Here is a 23,800-nt window from a genome sequence, read left to right on the forward strand (position 1 = left end):
GAAGGCACGACACCCGGCCGCACAGCACTCACAGATCACCTGTTAGAGGCTCCGGGCGGCTCGGAAAACAAGCATCGGAAAGCAAGCAGAGGGCCGGGTGCGGGGCCGCTCGTCGGCCGACCGGGGCGAGTGCCTGCGCCGGATCGCCGCAACCGGCAATGACGACCTCGCCGCGTACACGCTGCAGTAGGGGTGGGCGGAAGAAAGGCAGGCCGAATCGGCGGCGTCACCCGGGTGCCGCGCGTGCCCTGCCGACACAGCGCACCGGACCGGCCGACCCTGGACAGGTAGCACCGCCGAGCCAGGAGAACCGATCCCATGAAACGTCACGTCAACCGATGTGCCTCTGCCGCGCTGGCCGTCATGCTCGGCGGGACCGCACTGACCGCCTGCTCCTCGGACAAGCCCGTCGGCTCCGCTGCATCGTCGGCGGCGTCCGCGGCCCGGTCGAAAGCGTCCGCTGCCGCCTCCGCCGTCAGTAGTGGGGCGGCATCCGCTGCCGCCTCCGTGGCCGCCTCCGCCGCGGCAGCCGCCGAGGCCGCCCTGTCGAACGTCAAAGGCGGACTCAACGCCCAGGCAGACGTCACGCTCGGCGCCGTCGCAACCGGTTCCGACGGCCGGACGGAGGTCCCGGTGAACATCACCAACCACGACTCGAAGGCCAGGCGCTACACCATCCTGATCAACTTCGACGACCCGTCAGGCAACCTGGCCGATGTGATCGTCCTCGACGTCCCCGAGACCGCCGCGGGCGGCACCGCCCACGCCACCGCCCGCAGCAACCGGAACCTGTCGGGCACCGTCACCGCCGAAGTCCGCCGCGCACTACGGTACTGACGGGTCCTGACGGGCCCCGGCGCACGGGGCCGCTGCCTCGGTCATCCGCTCTGCCCACTTCAGCTGGGTCTCGGCTCGCCCTATGAGGCTGACGATGGCCTTCTTGGAGGCGGCGTCCAAGGTCTCCGGAAGTTTGTCGAAGGTGTCGGGAAGGACGTCGAGCAGGCCCCAGATCTGTTCGCCGGTTCTGACGCTCAGCAGCAGCTGGCACCTCCATTGCACGGGCACTTCGGGGCGGTGGCGGAGATGCTGCACGAGTGTGGGGAACAGGTAGTGGGTCGCCTCTGCGGCGAGGTGCGCCCGGAGCCAGGCGACCGGGAGCCGCTGGCTGAAGCTGAGGGTGGCGGCCTCCTGATGCAGATCGAGGAGTTGGTCCGTGTCGACGGCTCGGACAGTGCGGGGAAGAACTGGGGTCACACCGAGATGATGCCAAGAAGCCCCGGTGCGCCGGGTGGCAGGCCTCTCGGTCCGTGCCGATCTGCACCCGGGAGTCACCACTCGTCGGGCCAGGGCGCCCGCGTCAGGGCGCCGGCGCGAAGAGGACTCGCCCGTTCCTGGGCTCACTCCTGCGGCTCGGCCGCCACGATGCCCAGCAGTCCGGGAAACCGCTGCTCGATGTCGGCCCGGCGCAGGCTGGCCATCCGGCTGTTGCCGCGGTCGACCTGCCGGATCAGCCCGGCCTCGCGCAGTGCACGGAAGTGGTGCGTGACGGTCGCTTTGGAGACCGGCAGGCCGAACGAACTGCAGGTCCGTGCCGCGCCGTCGGGTTCGGCCGCCAGCTCACGCACCACTCGGCGGCGCAGGGGATCCGCCAGCGCGGAGAGTACCGGGCCGAGCTCGATCTCCTCGACGCTCGGGTGTCCTTCGTCGTCGGGCATGTGGGACACCTCCCTTCAGGTATGGATTGCATCGTACCTACAAGTTCTGTAGCGTCCAGCAGGTACGAGCTTGGTCGTACCTATCAAAGGGGGAACCCCGCATGTCTCAGCCATTCACACTCGTCGGCACCGCTCGCCCCAAGCCCGAACGCGCCGAGGAGCTGAAGCGGCTACTGCTCTCGTTCGTCGAGCCGACCCGGCAGGAGTCCGGCTGCCTGGAGTACCACTTCCACGAAGATCGCGACGAGCCCGGCGTCTTCGTCTTCTACGAGGCCTGGCGCTCCCAGGCCGACCTCGACGCCCACCTCGCCCTCCCCCACATGCAAGCCTTCTGGGAGCGGCGCATGGACTACCTGGAGACCGACCTCGACATCCGCTTCCTCACCATGCACAGCCCCTACCAGCCGGCCGACCGGACCGGCCCGACGGGCCGGTAATGCGTGCGGTGACCGGCGCTACTCCGGGCGATCACCGGAAGCAGCGTGCGCGGAGCTGTCGGTCGGGTCGTGGTGTTCCTGTGCGGGAATGCGGCTTTGCTGTTCCAGCAGGACCGCCTTGGCTTCCATGGGACCCGCCATGTAGGCCAGGAGACAGGCGGAGACGATGAAGGCCATGTGAATGATCGTGCCCCACTGCAGTTCCTGGCGTGGGGTGTGGTGGATGTTGACGAACATCTGCAGCAGGTGGATGGAGGAGATGCCCACGATGGCCATGGCGAGTTTGACCTTGAGCACGTTGGAGTTGACGTGCGAGAGCCATTCCGGCTGGTCCTTGTGGCCCTGGAGCCCGATGCGGGAGACGAACGTCTCGTAACCACCGACGATCACCATGATCAGCAGGTTGGCGATCATGACGACGTCGACCAGTTTCAGGACGCCGAGCATCACCACGTTCTCGTCCGACGCCCCGGTGACCACACCGTGCATCAGGCTGCGCAGCTCGCCGAAGAACTCCCAGACGTAGAGGGCCTGAGCGGCCACGAGCCCGAAGTACAAGGGGGCCTGGAGCCAGCGGGTGGCGAACAGGGCATAGCCCAGTGACGGTACGGAGCCGTTCGCCGGAGGAAGGACCGCCTTGTACTTGCCGTGCATGCGCAACCACTCCCCCGCCGTGTCACCGTCCGCCACCCGTCAGCCCACCACTGCCCAGCGGTCGGCGGGTTACGGGTGCCCGGCCGGGACTTCCCTCGTGTAGGGGAAGGACCGGCCGGCCCGACCGCGTCACCACGAGGGCGTCAGGCCCGATGTACGGGCGGTCCCGTGTGCCGCGCTGCGGGGAGCGGCTCTCTCTCCGCTCGACAGCCAAGGCGTGCCGCCGGAGAATCGGGAGTGAGTGTGGAAGGAGGCGCTATGAGCGTCCGCATCGCCACCTTCAACGCCGAGAACCTGTTCCGGCGGCCTGCCGCCTTCGGCATCGAGAACGACACGAAGCGCAAGGATGTTCTCGACGCCTTCAGGAAGCTCGTCGGGATCCTCGATCACGTTGAGTACACAGACCTTGACAAGGCCGACATAGTCGCCATTCTCCAGGCCCACGGCGCCGGCTCCGAGGACAAGAAGACCACCAAGACCATCGTGCTGAACGAGCCGCGCGGCGGAGCGAAGCTGCTCAAGACGGAGAGCGGGAAGCTCCAGGTGAAGGCGAAAGGGCGGCTGGACTGGGTGGGCTGGGCCGAGCTCGCCCGTGACGACCTCACCTGGGCGGCCACCAAGAGCGTCGCCAAGGTGATCGCCGCGGTGGACGCCGACGTGCTGCTGGTGGTCGAGATCGAGGACAGGATCACCCTGGACCGCTTCAACACGCAGGTTTTGCAGGGAGAGTTGGGCGCACGCCCCTATCGGTACAACCTGCTGATCGACGGCAACGACAGCCGCGGCATCGACGTCGGGATCCTCAGCCGGCGTCCCGTCGTCTCCCTCCGCTCGCACTTCTCCGACACCAAGGACTCCAGGGTGGTCTTCAGCCGGGACTGCCCGGAGTTCGAGGTCGATCTCGGCCGCGGGGAGCCGCTGTGGCTGCTGGGGAATCACTTCAAGAGCAAGATCGGGGGCGGATTCGACCAGCGCTTGCGTCAGGCCGAACGGGTCGCCGCGCTCTACCGGGCGGCGCTCGAACGCTCCGCACGTGTGGTGGTCGCCGGGGACCTCAACGACGGCTTCGAGAGCCCGCCGCTCTCGCTCCTCCTGGCCACCGGGTTGCGGGACGCGATGACCCACCCGAGTTACCGGGGAGGCATCGGTACCCACGTGCACGACGGCCGCCTCACCGATAAATTCGACTACCTGATGTTCTCGCCGGAACTCTGGGACACGGTGCACTCGGTGGGCCTGGAGCGACGCGGCATCTTCCCCGCACTCCCAGGAGTCACACCGTTCGAAGGCGTGAAGGACAAGAGCACCCAGGCCTCCGACCACGCCGCCCTCTTCGCCGACCTCGACCTGTGAGGGACGCGTCCCGGGCAGGATCGGCAGGGCCGGAACGGCTGGTTCGCCCTTACGCTTCCTCGGCGTGGCCGGCCTCGTCGACGGCGCCGCTCGGCCAGGCCTAGCGGCGCGCCTCGGCTCCCGGTGACCGGCGGGACGGCACGGGTCCGGCCCCGAAGCCCGGCCGATTCGCCTTCGCCTTCGCCTTCGCCTTCGGATGGGATACGCGGCCCAAGTACCGCGAGGACGCCGGCGGCGAGCGATGGTACCCGCCCGCACCGACTCCAGCACCAGCGGCGCCAAGGCTCACTCGCGTGTGCCCCCTCTTGTGCGCGTGCGCACCCCTGCGTGCGCTCTGTCGCAGACATCCCAGAGGGGCTGTCATGGAGTGCCGGGTCTCCCCTTGCAGAGGAGTGTCTCCGTGTCCGATGCGTCCTTCCGTGACGTGCTCATCGGGATCAGTCCCTTCGGCGTGCCCGACGCCAGGCTCGTCGCGGCGTTCACCCGGGCCGGCGGCCTCGGCGTGCTCGACCTCGGTACGGGGGGTCGGCGGGCCGGGGAGGAGCTGGAACAGGTTCGCCGCTGGACCGTGGGCCGGCGGTACGGCGTACGGGTCGGCGCCGGGTGCCGGTTCGCGCCCGCCGATCTCGCCCCGGGGCCGGCCGGGGGCGGGGCCGCGCCGCACACGGTGGTGCTCGGCGTGGGGGCGGACTGGCCGGTCCGCGAGACGACTGGTGCCTACCGGGTGCTGGTCGAGGTCACCTCCGTCGAGGAAGCCCTGGCCGCCGTACAGGCCGGGGCGCACGGTCTCATCGCGCGAGGCGGTGAGAGCGGCGGCCGGGTCGGTCCGGTCGGCACGTTCGTGCTCCTGCAGCAGGTGCTCGGCGAGCCGGAAGTGACCGTTCCCGTGTGGGCCTGCGGCGGTATCGGACCGCGGACCGCCGCGGCGGCCGTCGCCGGAGGGGCGGCCGGAGTCGTCCTGGACAGCCAGCTCGCCCTGCTGGCCGAATCCGGCCTCGACGGGCGGGCGGCGGCCGCGATCCGCGCCATGGACGGTTCGGAGACCGTCGTCGTCGACGGTCACCGGGAGCTGCTGCGCCGCGACCCGGGCGCCGAGCGCCTGCCGGTGGGTCAGGACGGCTTCCTGGCCTCCGTCTTCGCCGACCGCTGGCAGACCGCGGACCGGACCGTCCGAGGCCTGACGGAGGCGCTCGAGGACGGCCTCCACGACGGAACAGCCGCCTCCGGGCTGCGCCCCGGTTCGGCATCGGCCCGGGCACTGGGCGTCCGGCTGCCCGTCGCGCAGGGCCCGATGACCAGGGTGAGCGACCAGCCCGCGTTCGCCGCTGCCGTGGCCGCGGAGGGCGGGCTCCCCTTCATCGCGCTCGCCCTGGCACCCCCGGACCGGGCGCGCGCCGTGTTGCGCGACACCGCGGCGGTCCTGGCCGGGCGGCCATGGGGCGTGGGCGTGCTCGGCTTCGCCCCGGAAGAGATCCGGGGCGCTCAACTCGACGTCATCCGTGAGGTACGGCCGAGCCATGCCGTCATCGCGGGCGGGCGGCCCGCCCAGGCCGCCGCTCTCGAAGAGGCCGGGATCGCCACGTTCCTGCACGTCCCCTCGCCCGGCCTCCTGCGGCGGTTCCTGCGGGCCGGGGCCCGCAGGTTCGTCTTCGAGGGTGCGGAGTGCGGCGGTCACGTGGGGCCGCGGAACAGCTTCCCGCTATGGGAGGCGCAGACCGCGGTGCTCGCGGAGTTCCTGGCCGGGGACGGGGGCCGGGACGCTCAGGAAGCAGCCGGTGCCGGTAGCCGGGAGGACCGCATAGAGGTGTTCTTCGCCGGCGGCATCCACGACGAGCGGTCCGCCGCGATGGTCGCCGCCCTGGCCGCCCCGCTGATCCGGCGCGGCGTCGCGGTGGGGCTGCTGATGGGGACGGCCTACCTGTTCACGGAAGAGGCCGTCGCCTGCGGTGCCGTACAGCCCCTCTTCCAGCGGCAGATGCTGGCGGCGCACCGCACGACCCTGCTGGAGACGGCCCCCGGCCATGCCACCCGGTGCCTCACGACCCCCGTCACGGAGGACTTCGGCGCGCTCAAAGAGCAGCTCCAGGCGCAAGGGGTGCCGGCACGGCAGCGCTGGGAAAGCCTTGAACGGCACAATGTGGGCCGGCTGCGGCTCGCCAGCAGGGGTGTCGAACGCAGTCCCGGCGGGGAACTGGTGCCCGTGGGCGAGGACCGGCAGTTCCACGAGGGCCTGTTCATGGCCGGGGACGTCGCGGCGCTGCGCTCCCGCGTCACCACCGTCGGAGCGCTGCATCGCGCCGTGACCGAAGGGGCCGCGGACCATCTGGAGCGGCGGGCCGAGGAGCTGCGCCGCGTACCGCAGGAGGGCCCGCCCGGGGAGACGTCCGAGGTAGCGGCCGTCGCCCGGCCTCTGGACATCGCCGTCGTCGGCATGGCCTGCATGTTCCCGGGCGCCCCCGACATGGCCGCGTTCTGGGCCAACGTGCTCGGCGGCGCCGACGCCGTCACCGAGGTGCCGGCCGACCGCTGGGACCCCGCCCTCCACCACGGCGCGGCCACCGTCTCCAAGTGGGGCGGATTCCTGCCGCGCATCCCCTTCGACCCGCTGCGCTACGGCATTCCGCCCGCTTCCCTGGGCAGCACCGAGCCAGTGCAGCTGCTCGCGCTGGAGGCCGCGCGCCGGGCCCTGGACGACGCCGGGTACGGCGACGGCGGCCGGGACGGCAGTGGCAGGCCCTTCGACCGCTCCCGGACCTCCGTGGTCTTCGGCGCCGAGTCCGGTGGCGAGCTGTCGCACGCCTACACCCTGCGCGCGGTCCTGCCCTCATACTTCGGCACCGTCCCGCCCGGCCTGGCGGAACAGCTGCCCACGCCCACCGAGGACTCCTTCCCCGGCATCCTGGCCAACGTCGTCTCCGGACGCATCGCCCACCGCTTCGACCTGGGCGGGGCGAACTACACCGTGGACGCGGCGTGCGCCTCGTCCCTCGCCGCTCTCGACTCCGCCTGCAAGGAACTGGTCACCGGCAGCAGCGACCTCGTCCTGTGCGGCGGTGCGGACCTGCACAACAGCATCGCCGACTACGCCCTCTTCTCTTCCGTGCAGGCGCTCTCGCCGACAGGACGGTGCCGCCCGTTCGACGCCGCGGCCGACGGGACCGTCCTCGGCGAGGGCGTGGCCTGCGTGGTGCTCAAGCGGCTGGCCGACGCCGAACGGGACGGCGACCGCGTCTACGCCGTGGTCAAGGGGGTGGGCAGTTCCAGCGACGGCAGGGCACGGAGCCTCACCGCGCCGTCTCCGCAGGGCCAGCGCGCCGCCCTGGAGCGGGCCTACCGGAATGCCGGCGTCTCACCCGCCGACGTCGGGCTGGTCGAGGCCCACGGTACGGGCACCGTCCTCGGCGACCGTACCGAGATGGCCGCCCTCGACGAGGTGTTCACCGCGGCCGGGGCACGGCCGGGGAGCTGTGCCCTCGGGTCCGTCAAAGCACAGATCGGGCACACGAAATGCGCCGCGGGGCTGGCCGGTCTCGTCAAGACCGCCCTGGCGCTGTACACGGGCGTCACACCGCCGACCGCGCAGCTGGAGCGGCCCGGCCGGTCCTGGCGGGAGGGGGACAGCCCCTTCGTCTTCCATACCCGGGGCAGGCCGTGGGCGGTCCCGGCCGCCGAGCGGATCGCGGGGCTCAGCGCCTTCGGCTTCGGCGGCACCAACTTCCATGCGGTGCTCGCCGCCCACGAAGCGGGCATGCCCCCACGGCACGGCCTGGACGCCTGGCCCGCCGAGCTCTTCCTCTTCCGCGGCACCGACCTGCCCGCCGCCCTCCGCGTCGCCGGGAAGATGCTGGAACTGGCCGAGGCCAACGACGTCGCCGGACGGCCCCGGCGCCTCCGCGACCTGGCCCTGACGGCCTCCCGCACGGCCGAAGCCGGCCGGGAACCGGTCCAGGTCGCCCTGGTCGCAGCCGATCTCGGCGACCTCGCGGGCAAACTGCGCCGGATTCTGGAGACCGGCGGCGGCCCGGCAGCCGGGGACGGCCCCGTACCTGGCGTCCACGTCGCGGAACCGGGGAGGGGGACGGAACCGGGGACAGAACCGGGGAGGGGGACGGGGACGGGGAGTGGGACGGACCCCGGCAAGGTCGCCTTCCTCTTCCCCGGCCAGGGCAGTCAGCGCCCCGGCATGTTCGCGGACCTCTTCATCGCCTTCCCCGAGCTCCAGCGCCACCTCGGCCTCGGCCGGGAACACGCCGCCGCCCTCCACCCCCCGGCCGCCTTCGACGACGCGCGGCGAGCAGAGCGCCGGGCCCGCCTCACCGACACCCGGGCCGCCCAGCCGGCGCTGGGCATCGTCGGCCTCGCCGCGCACGCCCTCCTCGAAGCCGCCGGCATCCGGCCCGACATGGCGGCCGGGCACAGCTACGGGGAGCTCGTGGCGCTCTGCGCGGCGGGCGTCATGGACGCCCGTACCCTGCTGCACCTGAGCGCCGAGCGGGCGAACGCGATCCACACGGCCGCCGCAGCGCACGCGGACGGGCCGGGCGGCATGGCGGCGGTCGCCACCGGACCCGCCGAGGTCGAACGCGCTCTCGCCGAAGCGGGCCTGTCCGGCCGGGTCGTCGTGGCCAACCGCAACGGCCCGGCCCAGACCGTCGTCTCCGGGCCCTTGGACGCGGTCGACGCGGCGGTGGAGGCCGCACGCGCCGCAGGCTGCTCCGCCACCCGTATCCCGGTGGCCTGCGCCTTCCACAGCCCGCTCGTGTCGGCGGCCGAAGCCCGGTTCGCCGAGGCTCTGGAGCGCCGCCCCCTGGGCGCGCCGGAGTTCCCCGTGTGGTCCAACCGGACGGCCGCCGAGCACGGCACTTCGGCGGACGTCCTGCGGGCGGAACTGGCCGCACAGATCGGTGCGCCGGTGCGCTTCACGGAGCAGATCGAGGCCATGTACGCGGCGGGGGCCAGGATCTTCGTCGAGGCCGGGCCGGGCACGGTGCTCACCGGCCGGGTCGGGTCGATCCTCGGCGGCCGGCCGCACCGGGCCGTCGCCTGCGTGGGAAGGCCCGGGGAGGACGGGCGCGAGCTGCCCGGATTCCTCGATGCCCTGGCCGCGCTCGCGGTCGCCGGGCTGCCGGTGCGCACCGGCTGGATGTTCCGCGGCCGTGACGCCGTCGACGCCGACCCCTTGCCGCAGGAGCGGCCGGGCTGGACGGTCGACGGCCACCTGGTCCGCACCCGGGACGGTGAACCCGTGGCCGGCGGGCCGGCACCGGCCCGGCGCATCGCCGCTCCGGCGGTGACGGCCCCGCACCACGAGGGCGATCCACGAGGGGACAAGGACGAGCTGGTCTCCGAATTCCTGCGCACGAGCAGGGACATGATCGCCGCCCAGCGCGATGTGCTGCTGGGGTACTTCGGAGCCCGGCCGCAGGAACCCCTGACGCTCCAGGCCCAGGCTCCCCTGCGTTCGGCCCTGGCTCCCCTGCATCCGGCTCAGGCTCCCGTGCCTCCGCAGCCGGCGGCCGTGGCGCCCGCCCCCGCCGCGCCGGCCCCCGCCGCGCCGCCCGCGGCCCTGACCGAGGCGGACGCGCTGAAGCTGGTGTCGGAGGTCATCAGCAGGCGCACCGGCTACCCGCTCGACATGATCGCGCCGGGCCTGGATCTGGACGCCGATCTCGGTATCGACTCCATCAAACGGGCCGAGATCGCGGGCGAGTTCGCCCAGCGCGCGGGCCTGGGAACCGGCAACGGCGCGGCGGCCCTCAGCGACGAGGAACTGGAAGAGCTCGGCAAGGCCCGTACCGCGGAAGCCACCGCGGCATGGCTGATCAGGAAGATCGCCGCCGGGGCCCCGCCGGCGGCGGACCCCCAACTGCCGGTACCGGCGCCGGCACCCGGCGGGGTCCCGCAGCGGTTCCGGCTCGGGACCGTGCCGCTCGACGGCGTTCCCGCCCCGGCGCCGCCTTCCCGCCTCGCCGGCCGCCGCTTCGCGCTGCTCGGCGCCGGCGACGTCGCCACGGCGCTGGCGGCCCGGCTGGAGCGGCATGGGGCGCAGCCTGTGGTCCTGCCGGCCGATCACCTGCTGACCGAGCAGGACGGTCCTGTGGACGGCGTGGTGCTCCTCGGCCCGCTGTCCGGCTCGGACCTGCCGGATCTGCCGGACCTCCCCGGTACGTACCCCGTCGTCCGGGCCGCCCTGCGGCGCGGCCCGCACTGGCTCCTGACCGTCCGGGCCGCCGCTCCGCACGACGCCCGCACGGCCGGCCTGCGCGGGCTGTTCCGGACCGTGGCCCGGGAGTATCCGCAGGCCGTGGCCCGGCTCGTGGAACTGTCCCCCGGCCTGCCGGCGTCCGCTGCGGCCGACGCCCTCGCCGCGGAGATCCTGTTCGACGACCGGGACGCCCCGGTCGTGCTGCGGACCGGTGCCGGCCGGCAGGGCCTGGAGCTGCAGGAGGTCCCGATCGCGCGCCCGGAGGCCCCCCTTGCGGAGCAGGAGGGCGACGCCGGCGCCACGGCCGCCGCCGGGCTGGACCGCGATTCGGTGGTCGTCCTGGTGGGCGGGGCCCGCGGCATCACGGCACGGTTCGCCGTCGCCCTCGCGGCCGCCGCCCGCTGCCGGATCGAGCTGCTGGGCCGTACGCCCTGGCCCGGCCCGGACGAGGAACCGGACGTCGCCGCAGCGGGCGAACCGGCGGCGCTGTACGGCGCGCTCGCGGCACGGGCCGGCCTGACGCCGTCACAGATCCGCGAGGAGAGCGCGCGCATCCTGGCCCGACGCGAGATCGCCGCCACGATGGACGAGCTCAAGGGCGTCGCCGCGCGCGTGCGCTACCGGCCGGTGGACGTCCGGGAGCCCGAGGCCGTGAGCCGGGCGGTCAAGGAGATCCATGCCGAGTACGGTCGTCTCGACGGCGTCGTCCACGGAGCCGGCGTGATCGAGGACGGGCTGATCGCGCAGAAGTCCGCCGAGTCCTTCCAGCGGGTGTTCGCCACCAAGGCGGACGGCGCCGCCGCGCTGCTCGGCGCGCTCGAAGGACTGCCGGCCCTTCCCGCCTTCGTCGTGCTCTTCGGAAGCGTCGCCGCGGCGCTCGGCAACCGGGGCCAGGCCGACTACGCGGCGGCCAACGACGCACTGGAGGAACTGGGCGCCCGGTGGGCGGCCCGCACGGGAGGCCGGGCCCTGACCGTCCACTGGGGGCCGTGGGCCCCCACCGGGGCCCACCCGGGGATGGTCACCCCGGAGCTCGGCCGCGCGTACGCCCGGCGCGGAGTCGGCCTCATCGACCCCCATGAAGGTGCGCGGGCCCTGCTGCGCGAACTCGCCTGGGGCGGGGTCCGGTCCGGTGCCGTCGTCTACACCGCCCCGGGCCGGTGACCATGACGCACACACCGGCGCCGCCGGTCGCCGTCATCGGCATGGCCGTGCTGCTGCCCGGCTCCCCCGATCTGGAGGCGTACTGGCGGAACCTGACGGCCGGCACGGACGCGATCACCGACGTCCCGGCGGAGCGCTGGGACACCGGCTACTACGACCCGGGCGGTGCCCGCGGCTCCGACCGCATCTACTGCCGGCGGGGCGGATTCGTGGACGAGTTCGCCGTGGTGGACACCGCCCGGTGCGGCGTCATGCCCGCCGCCGTGCCCGGTACCGAGCCCGATCAGCTGCTCGCGCTGCACGTGGCGGCGGCCGCCGTGGCCGACGCGGGCGGCGAGCAGCGGCTGCCCGACCGTAACCGGGTGGGCGTGGTGCTGGGCCGCGGCAATTACATGGGGGCCGGGCTCGCCCGTCTCACGCAGCGGGTGGGGTTCGCCCACCAGCTGGTGCGCACCCTCGGGGAGCTGCTGCCGGACCTGGAACCGGGTCAGCTCGAGCGCGTCCGGGCCGCGTTCACCCGTCGTCTGGGCGCCGACAGCCCGGATGCCGCGGCCGGGCTCGTGCCCAATCTCGTCGCGTCACGGACGGCGAGCCGGCTGGACCTGCGCGGCCCGGCCTACACGATCGACGCCGCCTGCGCCTCGTCCCTGGTGGCGGTCGACCAGGCGGTCGCCGAGCTCGCCTCCGGCCGCTGCGACGTGATGCTGGCCGGCGGGGTCCACCACTGCCACGACATCACCCTGTGGAGCGTCTTCAGCCAGTTGCGCGCCCTCTCGCCGAGCCAGCGCATCCGCCCCTTCCACCGGCACGCGGACGGCCTCCTGATCGGCGAGGGGTCGGCCGTCGTGGTCCTCAAGCGCCTCGCGGACGCCCGGCGGGACGGCGACCGCGTCTACGCGGTCGTCCGCGGCACCGGGGTGTCCGGCGACGGCCGCGCCTCGGGGCTCCTCAGCCCGGACCCGGGCGGCCAGGTACGGGCCGTGCGGCAAGCGTGGCGAGCCGCCGGGCTCGACCCGCGCGCACCGCACTGCCTCGGGCTCCTCGAAGCCCACGGCACCGCGACCCCGGCGGGGGACGCGGCCGAGCTCGCCACCCTGGCCGAGGCGTTCGGTCCCGCCACGGACGGCGACCGGGCCGTGCTCGGATCGGTGAAATCGATGATCGGCCACACCATGCCGGCCGCCGGAGCGGCCGGGCTGGTCAAGGCCGCCCTCGCGATCCATCACGGGGTGCTGCCGCCCACGCTGCACTGCGACGATCCGCATCCGGCGCTGGCCGGCACGCGGTTCCGCGTCACGGGCACGGCTGAGCCGTGGGAGGGCGGCCCCGGCCCGGCCGCACGCCGCGCCGCCGTCAACGCCTTCGGCTTCGGCGGCATCAACGCCCACGTCGTCCTCGAACAGGCTCCCCCGGCCACCGGTACGCGGAACCAGCGGCACCAGCGGCACCAGCGGCACCAGCGGATTCAGCAGGTTCAGCGGATGCAGCAGAATCAGCGGAACCTCAGGCCCGCGACCGTTGTGAGCGAGCCGGAGCGCGTCCTGGCCCTGGCCGCGGACACCCCGCGGGAACTCGCGGACCTGCTGGCCCTGGAGCACCACGCGACGGCGGACTCCCGAGGCACCGGCCCGGTCCGGCTCGGCATGGTCGCCCCGACCCCCGAGCGGCGCGCGCTGGCCGCACGCGTGGTGGCCGGGGAACGTCCCTGGCGCGGCCGCAACGACATCTGGTACGCGCCCGCCCCGCTTCTGGGACCCGGCACCACGGGCAGGATCGCGTTCGTCTTCCCCGGTCTGGAAGCCGAGTTCGCGCCCCGGGCGGACGGGGTCGCCGAGTACTTCGGCCTGCCCTTGCCTCCCGCCGCCGGCCGTCCGTCCGGAACGGGGTCGCCCGTCGGCGATCTCGGGCGCCATGCGGTCGAGGTATTCGCCCTCGGCCGCCTCCTCGACGGCGCGCTGCGGCGGATGGGCATCCTCCCGGACGCCGTCGCCGGTCACAGCGTCGGCGAGTGGAACGCCATGGCGATGGCCGGCATGTACGCGTGGGAGGCCGTCGACGGACTCCTGGCCTCCTTCGACTCCGACCGGCTGCGCGTGCCCGGCCTCGCCTTCGCGGTGCTGGGCGCCTCGGCCCGGCGGGCGCGGGCCGCGCTGACGGCACTGGGGGACGGCCGCGTCGTCCTCTCCCACGACAACGCACCCGAGCAGTGCATGATCTGCGGCCCCCTCCCCCAGGTCGAAGAGGTCGTCCGGTCGCTGCGCGCCGAGGGGGTGTTCGGTCGCATCCTGCCGTTCCAGTCGGGCTTCCACACCCCCATGCTGGCCCCGTGGCTGGAGCCGATCACCGCCGAGGCGGAGCGTCTGGAGCTGGTGCCTCCCTCCGTCCCGCTCTGGTCGGCGACGACCGCCTCCCCGTACCCCACGGACCCGGCGGACGTACGGAAGCTGTTCGTCCGGCACCTGCTGGAGCCGGTGCGCTTCCGGTCGCTCGTCGAGGCCCTGCACGACGCGGGGTTCCGCGCGTTCGTCCAGGTCGGCACCGGACAGCTCACCTCGCTCGTCTCCGCCACCCTGGAGGGCAGGGACCACATCGCCGTGGCCGCCGACTCGCCCCGCAGGGACGGACTCGCCCAGCTCCGCCGCGTGGCCCTGGCCCTGTGGACCCAGGGCGCCGGCATCGACCCCGCCCTGCCGCCCGCACCCGGTGCCGCCACGGTCCACAGGCGGGAGCACCCGGCCGATGTCACCCTCCAGGCGCCGACCCGGCTCGCCCTGGGCAGCACGCTCGTCTCCCTGAGCGAGCAGGACCTGGCGGAGCTGCGCCCCGGCCTCGCGCTCGCCCGCACCGCCGCCGCAACGGGTTCCGGCGAGCCCGGCGCCGATTCCATCGGCCGGTGCGTCACCGCACTGGAGGAGGCCGGCGGGCGCTTCCCTCCTGCCGCCGAGCTCGCCGCGCTCATCCGGGAGACGGCCGCCACCGCGGCCGCGCTGATCGACGCCACGACGCCGGGCGACGCCACCGCGCGAGGCGACGCCGTCACGTCGGGCGACTCCGCCACGCCGGGTGACGCCATCGCGCCGGGCCGCGGATGGCAGACGGTGCTGCCCGTCTCCGTAGAGGCGATGCCGTACCTGCTCGACCACTGCTTCATCCATCAGCGGCCCGGCTGGCCCGATCTGGACGACAGGAGGCCCGTCGTCCCGGGCACCACCATCGTCCACCACCTCATGGATGCGGCGGAACGGGCCGTCCCCGGCATGCGGGTGGTCGCCGTGCACCACGTGCGCTTCGACCAGTGGGTGGCCGCCGCCGAGCCCGTCGACGTACCCATCACGGGGACGCCGTCGCCGGACGACGCCGACAGGTTCGACGTCTCCTTCGGCCGGAGTGCACGGGCGACCGTCGAGCTCGCGCCGCGGTACCCGGAGGCCGGCGAGGGCCGGGGCGTACAGCACCCGGACCCGGCGGCCGAACGCATCCCCGAGCACACGGCGGCCCGGATCTACGACGAGCGCTGGATGTTCCACGGCCCGTCGTTCCAGGGCCTCACCGACATCACGGCCATCGGCGAGCAGCATGTGCGCGGCGTGATCTCCGCCTCGGCCACGCCGGGCGCGCTGCTGGACAACGTCGGTCAGCTCATCGGCTACTGGATCATGGCGAGCCGGGCCGAGCGGGTCGCCGTGCTCCCCGTGGGCATCCGGCACATCCGCTTCGCCGGCCCCCGCCCCGCACCCGGCACACCGGTGGAGTGCCTCGTCAGGATCGTCTCACTGACGGACACCGTGCTCGAAGCGGACGCGCGGCTCGTCGCGGGCGGCCGGGTGTGGGCCGAGCTCACCGGCTGGCAGGACCGGCGCTTCGACAACCTGCCCGAGACCCGCAAGGTGGAACGCTTCCCTGAACGTCACACCCTCTCCCGCCCGCAGCCCGGGGGCTGGAGCCTGCTCCACGAGTGGTGGACCGACAGCGCCTCCCGCGACCTGGTCATGCGCAACCACCTGGCCCGCGCCGAACGGCACGCCTACGAGCGGCAGCCCCCGCGCGGCCGGGGACAGTGGCTGCTCGGCCGGATCGCGGTCAAGGACGCGGTGCGGCAGCAGCTGTGGGAGGAGGGCGAAGGCCCGGTCTTCCCCGCCGAGATCCAGGTGAGCAACGACGAACGCGGCAGACCGTACGTCACCGGAGTGCACGGCCGGATCCTGCCCGCACTCGATGTGTCGCTCGCTCACTGCGCCGGGACCGCCGTGGCCCTGGTACGGCACCGCAGCACCCGTGGACCGGGCGGCGTGGGCATCGACGTCGAAGAGGTCACCGAACGGCCGGCACACCTCCACGAGTTCGCCCTGGGGTCGGATGAACGCCGGTTGCTCGCCTCTGCCTGCGCAGAGACGGGTGAACCGGAGGCCCTGTGGTTCACCCGGTTCTGGGCGGCGAAGGAAGCGGTGGCCAAGGCGGAGGGCACCGGCCTGCGGGGCAGCCCCCGGGACTTCACGGTGCTCGGCGTCGGCCCGGACGGGCTCGTGACGGCGGCCGGGAGACATACCTGGTCCGTGCGGTGCCGGCGCATCGGCAACCCTCCCGGCTCGACCGCCAGGGATTACGTCGTCGCGTGGACGACCGGCACGACGGACGAGGTGGTCGGGCAGGCGACCAGGGATACGACCGAGGAAGCCACCGGAGAAGTGACCGGAGAAGCAGTCGGCGAGGCGATCCGAAAAGGGATCCAGGAGAGAGGGACGGCATGAACGACGAACGGACGGGTCCGGCAGCTCCCGAGGACGAGGCCCTGGTGCTCAAGGAGGTCCTCGAAATGATCGGCGCCATTCTCGGGGGCCCCTTGGACGACTTCCACGACGGGGAGATCACCCGGGAGACCATGCTCCACGAGGACCTGGACATGGTCAGCATCGACTTCGCGGACCTGGGCGGCCGGCTCGCCGCGGCGTACGGGGAGAGGGTGAACCTGGCCGACTACTTCGCGGGACTCGACCTCAGCCAGATCATGTACCTCAAGGTCGGCGACATCGTCGACTACGTCGTCTCGTGTCTCCACGGGGACGCGGCCGGGGCGGCGGGGCGCCGGGGATGAGGAGCGGCAGGCCATGAGCGGCTTCCTGTTCGTCGTGCCCCCGTTCGCGGGACACGTCAACCCCACCGTCGGCGTCGCGGCGGAACTGGTCCGGCGCGGCCACCGGGTCGCCTGGGCAGGCCCGCCGTACGCCGTGGAGCCGCTGGTGGGGGCTGATGCGACCGTCTTTCCCTGCGCCGCCCCGGGGGCACCGGCATCCGTCGGCGCCGCCGTTCCGGGAGCATCGGAGCCAGGGAATCCGGATCCGGGGACACCGATGCCGGGGACGCCGACGCCAGGAGCGTCGTTTCCGCCCGGGGAGCAACGGGGCGCGGCGGCGCTGAGATCCCTGTGGGAGGACTGCCTGGAGCCGCTCGCCGAGGCCATGGCACCCGGGGTCCGGGAAGCCGTACGGGAGTTCCGGCCGGACGTGCTCGTCGCCGACCAGCAGGCCCTCGCGGGAGGCCTGGTGGCAGACCAGCTGGGGATCCCCTGGGCCACTTCGGCGACCACGTCGGCAGAGTTCACGGCGCTCACCGGCACACCACAGCTACGGGCGTGGGCAGACGAGCAGCTCCAGAGCCTGCGGAAACGCACGGGTGCGCGGGGCAGCCGATCCGATCCGCGCCGGTCGGACCGGCTCGTCCTGGTGTTCACCACCGAGGCCCTGGCCGGCCCGGCCTGGCAGTTCGGCCCGCAGGTTCGGCTGGTCGGACCGTCGATCGCCCCGCGCCCCTCCCCCGACGGCTTCCCCTGGCACCGCCTGGACGACGCGCGCCCCACCGTTCTGATCACGCTCGGCACGGTGAGCGGCGACGCCGGGGCGCACTTCCTGCCCGCCTGCGCCGCGGCGGTCCGCGACCGGTCCGACGTGCTCCAGGCGGTGATCGCCGACCCGTCCGGCGCCGTGCGCGACACCGGTGACGGGATCCTCGTCCTGCCGCGCGTGCCCCAGCTCGCCCTGCTGGAGCGGTGCTCGGCCGTGCTCTGCCACGGCGGGCACAACACCGTCTGCGAGGCCCTGTGGCACGGGCTGCCCCTCGTCGTCGCCCCCATCCGGTACGACCAGCCGGTGATCGCCTCCCAGGTGGTCCGGGCGGGGGCCGGGCTGCGCATCCGGTTCCGGCACGCGAACGCCGACCGGATCGGCGCGGCCCTCGACACCGTCCTCGGCGAGCCGCGGTACCGGGCCGCGGCCCGGAGCGTGGGGGAATCCTTCCGCGCGGCGGGAGGCGCGGCCGCCGCGGCGACCCACCTCGAACACCTCGCCGCCCGTACCTCGGTGGTACGGGCCCGGGCTCTGTGAACGCGACTCCGACCATCCCTGAACCATCCCTGAACCATCCCTCCTCCCCCAGGAGTTCCCCCGTGCTCCATTCCTCGCCGCCCCCCGCTCCCGAGCAGCGCGCCTCCTACCGTGACGCCCTCGCCCAGGGCGTGGACCGGTTCCTGCACCCGCCCCGGACCACCTGCCCTTGGTGCGACGCCGGTCGCCTCCGGCAACGCCTGCGCACCACGGACCTCCTGCAGCGCAAGCCGGGTGCCTTCACCCTCGACCAGTGCCTGGACTGCGGTCACATCTTCCAGAACCCGCAGCTGAACGAGGACGGCCTGGACTTCTACTACCGCGACTTCTACGACGGCTACTGGGAGGACCGCGCCGGGGAGACCTGGGCGAGCCTTCGGAAGGCGTACGAGCAGCGCGCCGCGTTCGCAGCCCCCCACGTCCGGCCGAAGACGTGGCTGGACGTCGGCACCGGGCACGGTCACTTCTGCGCAGCCGCCGCGGACCGGTTCCCCGACACGGTCTTCGACGGCCTCGACCGGGGCGATTGCGTCGAACTGGCCGCCCGGCGGGGATGGATCGAGCGCGCCCACCGCGGCCTGTTCCCGGATCTGGCCGCCGAACTGGCCGGCGCGTACGACGTGGTCAGCATGCAGCACTACCTGGAGCACACTGTCCATCCGCTGCGCGAGCTGCAGGCCGCGGCCCAGGTCGTCCGTCCCGGCGGTCACCTCTTCATCGAAGTTCCCGACCCCGAATGCCGGTTCGGCCGCATCCTGGGCCGCTGGTGGATGCCCTGGTTCCAGCCGCAGCACCTGCACCTGATGCCCATGGCGAACCTCCGGCGCCGCCTGGAGGACCTCGGGTTCACCGTGGTCGCCCAGGAGCGCTGCAATTTCAACGGGCCCGTCAACCTCCTGTACTCCACCTACCTCCGCTTGCACAACACCGCCCCCGCCCCCGATGCGCCCTGGTTCCCCGCGGCACCGGCACCGCTGCGGACGACGGTGCGCAAGGCGATGTTCCTCGGCGCGACCCCCCTGCTCCTCGGGGCGAAGGCCGCCGACCTGCTCACCGGGCTCCTGCCGTCCGGCGCCCGCGTGACCGACGCGTACCGGATCCTGGCACGCCGGGACCCTCTGGGCCCGGCGTGAGGGCGTGCGAACGACGGCTGCCGCCCGAGGCTGTCCGCTACCTGAACATGCGGTCGCCACTGGTGGCCATGCGGTGGGTGGAGCCGTGGCGGTTCACCCAGTCACGGATGAGGTTGACGGCGTTGGCGCACTGCCAGCCGTTGTCGTACTCGTGCTCGCCGGTGAAGTTGCCGTAACCCGCGATGATGCCGTCCACACGCGCGTCGCCCAGCAGCTTGTCGACGTACCACGGGTCGTTGTAGGTGGTCGTCCAGGACAGCGTGGCCGCGAGCTGTCCGGCTGCACGGTCCTGGGCGCCCTTCTTCAGTTCCGCGCACGTGTTGTAGGTGGCTTCCGTGCAGTTGCCGAAGCCGTTGGGGATGTTGCCGTCGCCGTAGTCCATCACCCGGTGGCCGGCGGGGAATCCGGAACCGGACCGGTTGAAGGCGTCGCGGACCTTGTCGCGGGTGCCGGTCGTCGTGATTCCCTCCAGCGGGCCGAGCGTGCCTTCCAGGCTCTTCCAGCCCCTGCCGCCGACGTCCGGAGTGGCGCCGCCGTGGTACTCGTAGAAGCCGTAGAGCACCTGGATCCCGGCGGCCGTCAGCCGCTGCGCCTTGTCGTGCAGTCCGGCGACGCTGCACCCGCGGTTCTGCTGCTCTCCGCAGTAGTTCGGGTCCTTGATGTCCAGCCAGACCAGGCCCAGCCGGCGCCCTGCCTCGGCGTTGGAGACGATGCGGTCGACCATGCTGTCGAAGCTGGGGCCCCGCCTGTTGTCACCGGCCGAGGAACAGTCGTGGTAGGCGCGCCATTCGTTCGGGTTCCACCAGGCGCAGACGTCGATCTCGATGCCGTTGGCGCCGTGGTCGAGCGCGGCGTCCACGCCGTCCACGGTGTCGACCCGGTGGGCGATGGCGTAGATCGCGTGACGCTGATCGGCCGCTGCCGCCGGGCTCGTACCGAGCGCGGTGCCGCCGACGATCCCGCACAGCGCCGCTATCAGCGCCGGCACCATGCGCGGGCCTGCGCCATGTCGAAGGTGAGTGGTCAAGAAAGGCACTCCTTCACGTCGGTGCCGCTGCCCGGCACACCCTGAATCTCTCCGTACGCACCAGATCCTTGGACGTGGTGCCTGGACCACCCGAGCTTGCGGGGTCATGCCTCCCTGCCGCCAGGGAGGCCGGAGATTCTGGGACGCCGGAACGCGAAAGTGGGCTCTGGCCGGCGGAGAAGCGAGCGGCCTGGAACGCCCGCGTGGAACGCTCCGGGCCGCGGGACCGTACGTGCGAAGGGGCCTGACGCGGTACCCGGTCAGTGGCCCCGTGGATCCGCGCTGTCGAGCACGAACTCAACCGGACGGCGTGACCGGGGACCGCACGCCGAACCACTGCTCGGCCCCGTACTCCTCGAACCGCTCCACCTCGGTGAACCCCAGCTTCGCCGCCAGGCGCATCGAGCGGTCGTTGGCTGCCCGGGTGCACAGCACCACCGGCTCGGTGGGAAGCGCGTCGGCGAACCAGCCGAGTGCGGCTGCGGACGCCTCGGCGGCGTACCCGTATCCCCACGCCTCCGGCAGGAACATGTAACCGAGCTCGGCCTCCCCGGCATCCGGACGGACGTGACCCGGGCGCTCCGCGTCGCGCCGATCGAGCGTGATCATGCCGATCATCGCTCCGTCGAGATCGATCACGAAGAGGCCGGGACGCCGCCCGGGCACCTCCGGCACCGCGCGCTCCAGCTCATCGCGCGGTCGAGGGCCGCCGATGTACGTGCCCACCTCCGGCGAGGCGAACAGCTCGATGAACGCCGCCCGGTCCCGGGCTTCGGGTTCACGGAGCACGAGCCGCTCGGTCCTGATCGGGGCGGGTGGCCAGGCAACGGGTCCGAGCTCAGTCATGCCGGCCAACCTAACCAGCAGGCTCGCCGACGATCAAGGCTCGCGGACCGACTGCTCACCGGTCCGGGGCCCCGCCTCCGCCAACGGGCCGGGCCCTCCATGGCCATCCAAGTCGCCGCCGAAAAACGGTTGTTCGGGCCGGGTTCCACCCCGCACCATGGCCGGATGCGCTTCTCTGTGAACATTCCGAACTTCGGAGACTTCGCCGATGCGCGTACCGTGGCCTCGCTGGCTGCGGCCGCGGAGGAGGCGGGCTGGGACGCCCTGTTCGTCTGGGACCACGTCGTCCACACCAAGCGGACGGGGAAGTCCTTCGGCGACCCGTGGATGCTGTTGACGGCGGCGGCCTTGGCCACGACCCGCATCCGGCTGGGCACCCTGGTCACCCCGGTCCCCCGGCGGCGGCCGCAGCAGGTGGCCCGGCAGGTGGCCACGCTCGACCGGATCAGCGGGGGCCGCGTGATCTTCGGCGCCGGGCTCGGCGGGCCGGTCGAGGACGAGTACGGAAGCTTCGGCGAGCCCACCGACCCCGTCGTCCTCGCCGAACTCCTCGACGAGGGGCTGGACCTGCTGGCCCGCTACTGGTCGGGCGAGCCGGTCACCCATCAAGGGCGGCACCACCGCGTGGAGGACGTCACCTTGCTGCCCACGCCCGTGCAGCGCCCCCGGGTGCCGGTCTGGATCGCCGGGGCCTGGCCCAACCGCCGCCCGATGCGCCGGGCCGCCCGCTGGGACGGCGCCGTCCCGCTGTTCAAGTCCGCCTGGCACGGCCGCACTCCGCCCGTCGAGGAGGTCCGCGACCTCGTCGACTACGTGCGCAAGCACCGCGGAACCGAGCGGAACGACCCGTTCGAGATCGTGATCGGCGGTGCCAGCCCCGCCGCCCCGGCCCGGGCACGAGACCTGCTCGGCCCCCTCATCGAGGCGGGCTGCACCTGGTGGGACGAACGCCGCACCTTCGACGACGGGGTCGACCTGCTGTCACCCGTGCTGCGCCGCGTCGAACAGGGGCCGCCGGCGTTCTAGCGTCGCGAATCAGGGATCCGCCGGCAGCATGCGGCGAGGGATCAGCGACTCGGGGCACCAGGGGCACGCAGTAGCATCAGCCCTCCGTAGATGATCACATCGGCTGGTCCTGTTTCTGCTCCGGTGCAGGTCAGGGCGCAGCCAGGAGGGCGGAACCGTGTCGCGTGGAACCACGTCCTGGCTGGCGGCAAGACGTGCGGAGCGGGCCTGGCTGGATGCCGTCGGGCTGCTCGGGCAAGGGGACACCGGCAAGGCGGCGGCGCGCTTCGCGGACGCGGTGCGCGAGGATCCGACCGCGGCCGACGCCTGGCTCGGTCTGCACGCGACGGGGCAGCGCCAGGACGAGGCCTTGGCCGCCATGGACCGGCACGCGGCGAAGTTCGGTGCCTTGCGGGCCAAGCACAACAAGACCCTGGCGTCCCAGTTCCCGATCGGCGTGTTCGTCAGCTTCGCCCTGGAGACGGGCCGGGACCTGTGGCTGGCCACTCAGAGCGCTCTCCTGGACGCCGGTGCCCTCGACGAGGCGTGGCAGACGCTGGCGGAGGCCGAGCTGGACTGCGACGAAACGCGCTTCGTCGCCACACGGCACGCCTACCTCTCCGAGGACTGGGACTGGGTGCTGTCCTGCTCGACCGGCATCGACGACCCCATGCTCAGCGCCGAGGCGCAGCTCTACGCCGCGCAGGCGCTCATTGCGCAGAAGGTCTGGCACGAGGCCCTCAACACCCTGGACCGGCTCTCGGAGGAGGCCGAGGCGGGCAGCCCCTTCGACGCCGAGCTCGCCTACTGGAGCGGCCGGGCTCATGAGGGGCTGGGGGCGCAGGAGGAGGCCCTCAAGGACTACCAGTACTCCTTCCGGTACTGGCCCGCGCTCTACGACGTGGAGGAGCGGGCACAGGTGGTCCGGGCCGGGGCCGGCTCCGCCGCCGTGGTGGAGCAGCAGCGCACGGGCCTGCTCGCCGAGGCGCGGGCCGAGCTCGACGCGATGATCGGTCTCGGGTCGGTCAAGCGCCAGGTCCACACCCTGATCGCCCAGCTGGAGATGGCCGGGCTCCGCGCGGAACAGGGCATACCGACCCGTACCCGGCCGCAGCATTTCGTCTTCGCCGGGCCGCCCGGTACCGGAAAGACCACGGTGGCCCGCATCGTGGGCAAGGTCTTCGCGGGGCTCGGCCTGCTGGAGCGCGGTCACGTCGTCGAGACGCAGCGCGTCGACCTGGTCGGCGAGCACCTCGGCTCCACCGCGCTGAAGACGTCGGCGGTCATCGACTCCGCCCTGGACGGCGTTCTCTTCATCGACGAGGCCTACGCCCTGGTCAACGACGGGTACAACGGCGGGGACGCGTTCGGCAACGAGGCGCTGCAGGTGCTGTTGAAGCGCGCCGAGGACGACCGCGAGCGCCTGGTCGTGGTCCTGGCCGGCTACCAGCGGGAAATGGAGACCCTCCTGGCCTCCAACCCCGGACTGGCCTCACGCTTCACCACTCACGTCGACTTCCCTTCGTACGCGGCGGAGGAACTGCGGCAGATCGCCGCCGTGCTGCTGGACGACAACGGCGACGTCCTGTCCCCGGAGGGCGAGAGCGCCCTGGCACAGAGCCTGGACGCGGCGGCGGACAGAATCGACGGGCTCGGCAACGGACGCTTCATCCGCAACCTCTGCCACAAGGCCGCCGCCCAACGCGACCTCCGCCTCTCGTCCACCACCCGCGACGACGGCCGGCCTCTGACCCGGGAAGAGCTCACCACCCTGCAGGCGGCGGACGTCTTCGCGGCCTTCGACGAACTCATGGCGAGCGCGAACGGAAACGGCTGACCAGCACCGACCTGCACCGCCCAGCACGGCTCCCCGGTCCGGGGAGC

At 72.9% G+C, this 23,800-nt stretch carries 15 protein-coding genes; 10 read left to right on the plus strand and 5 right to left on the minus strand.

Annotated elements, in window-relative coordinates; translation table 11 throughout:
- Positions 1–318: 318 nt before the first annotated feature.
- Complete coding sequence (locus NQU55_RS24390) at positions 319–837, plus strand: hypothetical protein (RefSeq protein ID WP_168096596.1); 519 nt, start codon at positions 319–321, stop codon at positions 835–837.
- Here the strand turns inward: NQU55_RS24390 and NQU55_RS24395 are convergent.
- Complete coding sequence (locus NQU55_RS24395; RefSeq protein WP_168096597.1) at positions 826–1,254, minus strand: hypothetical protein; 429 nt, start codon at positions 1,252–1,254, stop codon at positions 826–828. The two genes, NQU55_RS24390 and NQU55_RS24395, sit on opposite strands and share 12 nt — an antisense overlap.
- A gap of 143 nt (positions 1,255–1,397) precedes the next feature.
- Entirely contained in the window at positions 1,398–1,715 is a 318-nt protein-coding gene (locus NQU55_RS24400; protein ID WP_256791126.1) for an ArsR/SmtB family transcription factor, read from the minus strand.
- 101 nt (positions 1,716–1,816) lie between these two features.
- On the opposite strand from NQU55_RS24400, the gene NQU55_RS24405 reads away from it, so the two are divergent.
- Positions 1,817–2,152 (plus strand): putative quinol monooxygenase, encoded by a 336-nt coding sequence (locus NQU55_RS24405; RefSeq protein WP_256791128.1) that lies wholly within the window; start codon positions 1,817–1,819, stop codon positions 2,150–2,152.
- Positions 2,153–2,170: 18 nt separating this feature from the next.
- Here the strand turns inward: NQU55_RS24405 and NQU55_RS24410 are convergent, their stop codons facing one another.
- Positions 2,171–2,806, minus strand: a complete 636-nt coding sequence (locus tag NQU55_RS24410; RefSeq protein WP_168095989.1) for a TIGR00645 family protein — start codon at positions 2,804–2,806, stop codon at positions 2,171–2,173.
- Positions 2,807–3,064: 258 nt separating this feature from the next.
- Here NQU55_RS24410 and NQU55_RS24415 point away from each other — a divergent pair, with 258 nt between their 5' ends.
- The 6 genes from NQU55_RS24415 (at position 3,065) to NQU55_RS24440 (ending at position 19,038) form a co-directional block, all read left to right on the plus strand.
- Positions 3,065–4,159 carry an endonuclease/exonuclease/phosphatase family protein gene (locus NQU55_RS24415; RefSeq protein WP_168095988.1) on the plus strand — a complete coding sequence of 365 codons (1,095 nt, stop codon included), beginning with the start codon at positions 3,065–3,067 and terminating at the stop codon, positions 4,157–4,159.
- A 400-nt stretch (positions 4,160–4,559) separates the two neighbouring features.
- A complete protein-coding gene (locus tag NQU55_RS24420) occupies positions 4,560–11,528 on the plus strand; it encodes a type I polyketide synthase (protein WP_256791130.1) in 6,969 nt (2,322 codons plus the stop codon).
- A gap of 2 nt (positions 11,529–11,530) precedes the next feature.
- Positions 11,531–16,276, plus strand: a complete 4,746-nt coding sequence (locus NQU55_RS24425; RefSeq protein WP_256791131.1) for a type I polyketide synthase — start codon at positions 11,531–11,533, stop codon at positions 16,274–16,276.
- Positions 16,273–16,620 carry an acyl carrier protein gene (locus tag NQU55_RS24430; RefSeq protein WP_240976954.1) on the plus strand — a complete coding sequence of 116 codons (348 nt, stop codon included), beginning with the start codon at positions 16,273–16,275 and terminating at the stop codon, positions 16,618–16,620. Before NQU55_RS24425 ends, NQU55_RS24430 begins: the two co-directional genes overlap by 4 nt.
- 13 nt (positions 16,621–16,633) lie before the next feature.
- Positions 16,634–17,905, plus strand: coding sequence for a glycosyltransferase (locus NQU55_RS24435; protein WP_168096154.1), 1,272 nt, complete (start codon positions 16,634–16,636; stop codon positions 17,903–17,905).
- A gap of 62 nt (positions 17,906–17,967) precedes the next feature.
- A complete protein-coding gene (locus NQU55_RS24440; protein WP_168096155.1) occupies positions 17,968–19,038 on the plus strand; it encodes a class I SAM-dependent methyltransferase in 1,071 nt (356 codons plus the stop codon).
- Between the two features lie 37 nt (positions 19,039–19,075).
- Here the strand turns inward: NQU55_RS24440 and NQU55_RS24445 are convergent, their stop codons facing one another.
- Both NQU55_RS24445 and NQU55_RS24450 read right to left on the minus strand, forming a co-directional pair.
- A complete protein-coding gene (locus tag NQU55_RS24445) occupies positions 19,076–20,065 on the minus strand; it encodes a PI-PLC domain-containing protein (protein WP_256791132.1) in 990 nt (329 codons plus the stop codon).
- A gap of 297 nt (positions 20,066–20,362) precedes the next feature.
- Positions 20,363–20,911 (minus strand): GNAT family N-acetyltransferase, encoded by a 549-nt coding sequence (locus NQU55_RS24450; RefSeq protein WP_168097086.1) that lies wholly within the window; start codon positions 20,909–20,911, stop codon positions 20,363–20,365.
- A 165-nt stretch (positions 20,912–21,076) separates the two neighbouring features.
- On the opposite strand from NQU55_RS24450, the gene NQU55_RS24455 reads away from it, so the two are divergent.
- Together NQU55_RS24455 and NQU55_RS24460 are read left to right on the plus strand one after the other, a co-directional pair.
- Positions 21,077–21,937: an LLM class flavin-dependent oxidoreductase gene (locus NQU55_RS24455; protein ID WP_256791133.1), complete on the plus strand. Its 861-nt coding sequence runs from the start codon at positions 21,077–21,079 to the stop codon at positions 21,935–21,937.
- A gap of 157 nt (positions 21,938–22,094) precedes the next feature.
- Positions 22,095–23,753 (plus strand): AAA family ATPase, encoded by a 1,659-nt coding sequence (locus tag NQU55_RS24460; protein WP_256791135.1) that lies wholly within the window; start codon positions 22,095–22,097, stop codon positions 23,751–23,753.
- Positions 23,754–23,800: the final 47 nt, after the last annotated feature.

The sequence above is a fragment of the Streptomyces telluris genome (assembly GCF_024519335.1).
GTDB classification, from domain to species: Bacteria; Actinomycetota; Actinomycetes; order Streptomycetales; family Streptomycetaceae; genus Streptomyces; species Streptomyces telluris.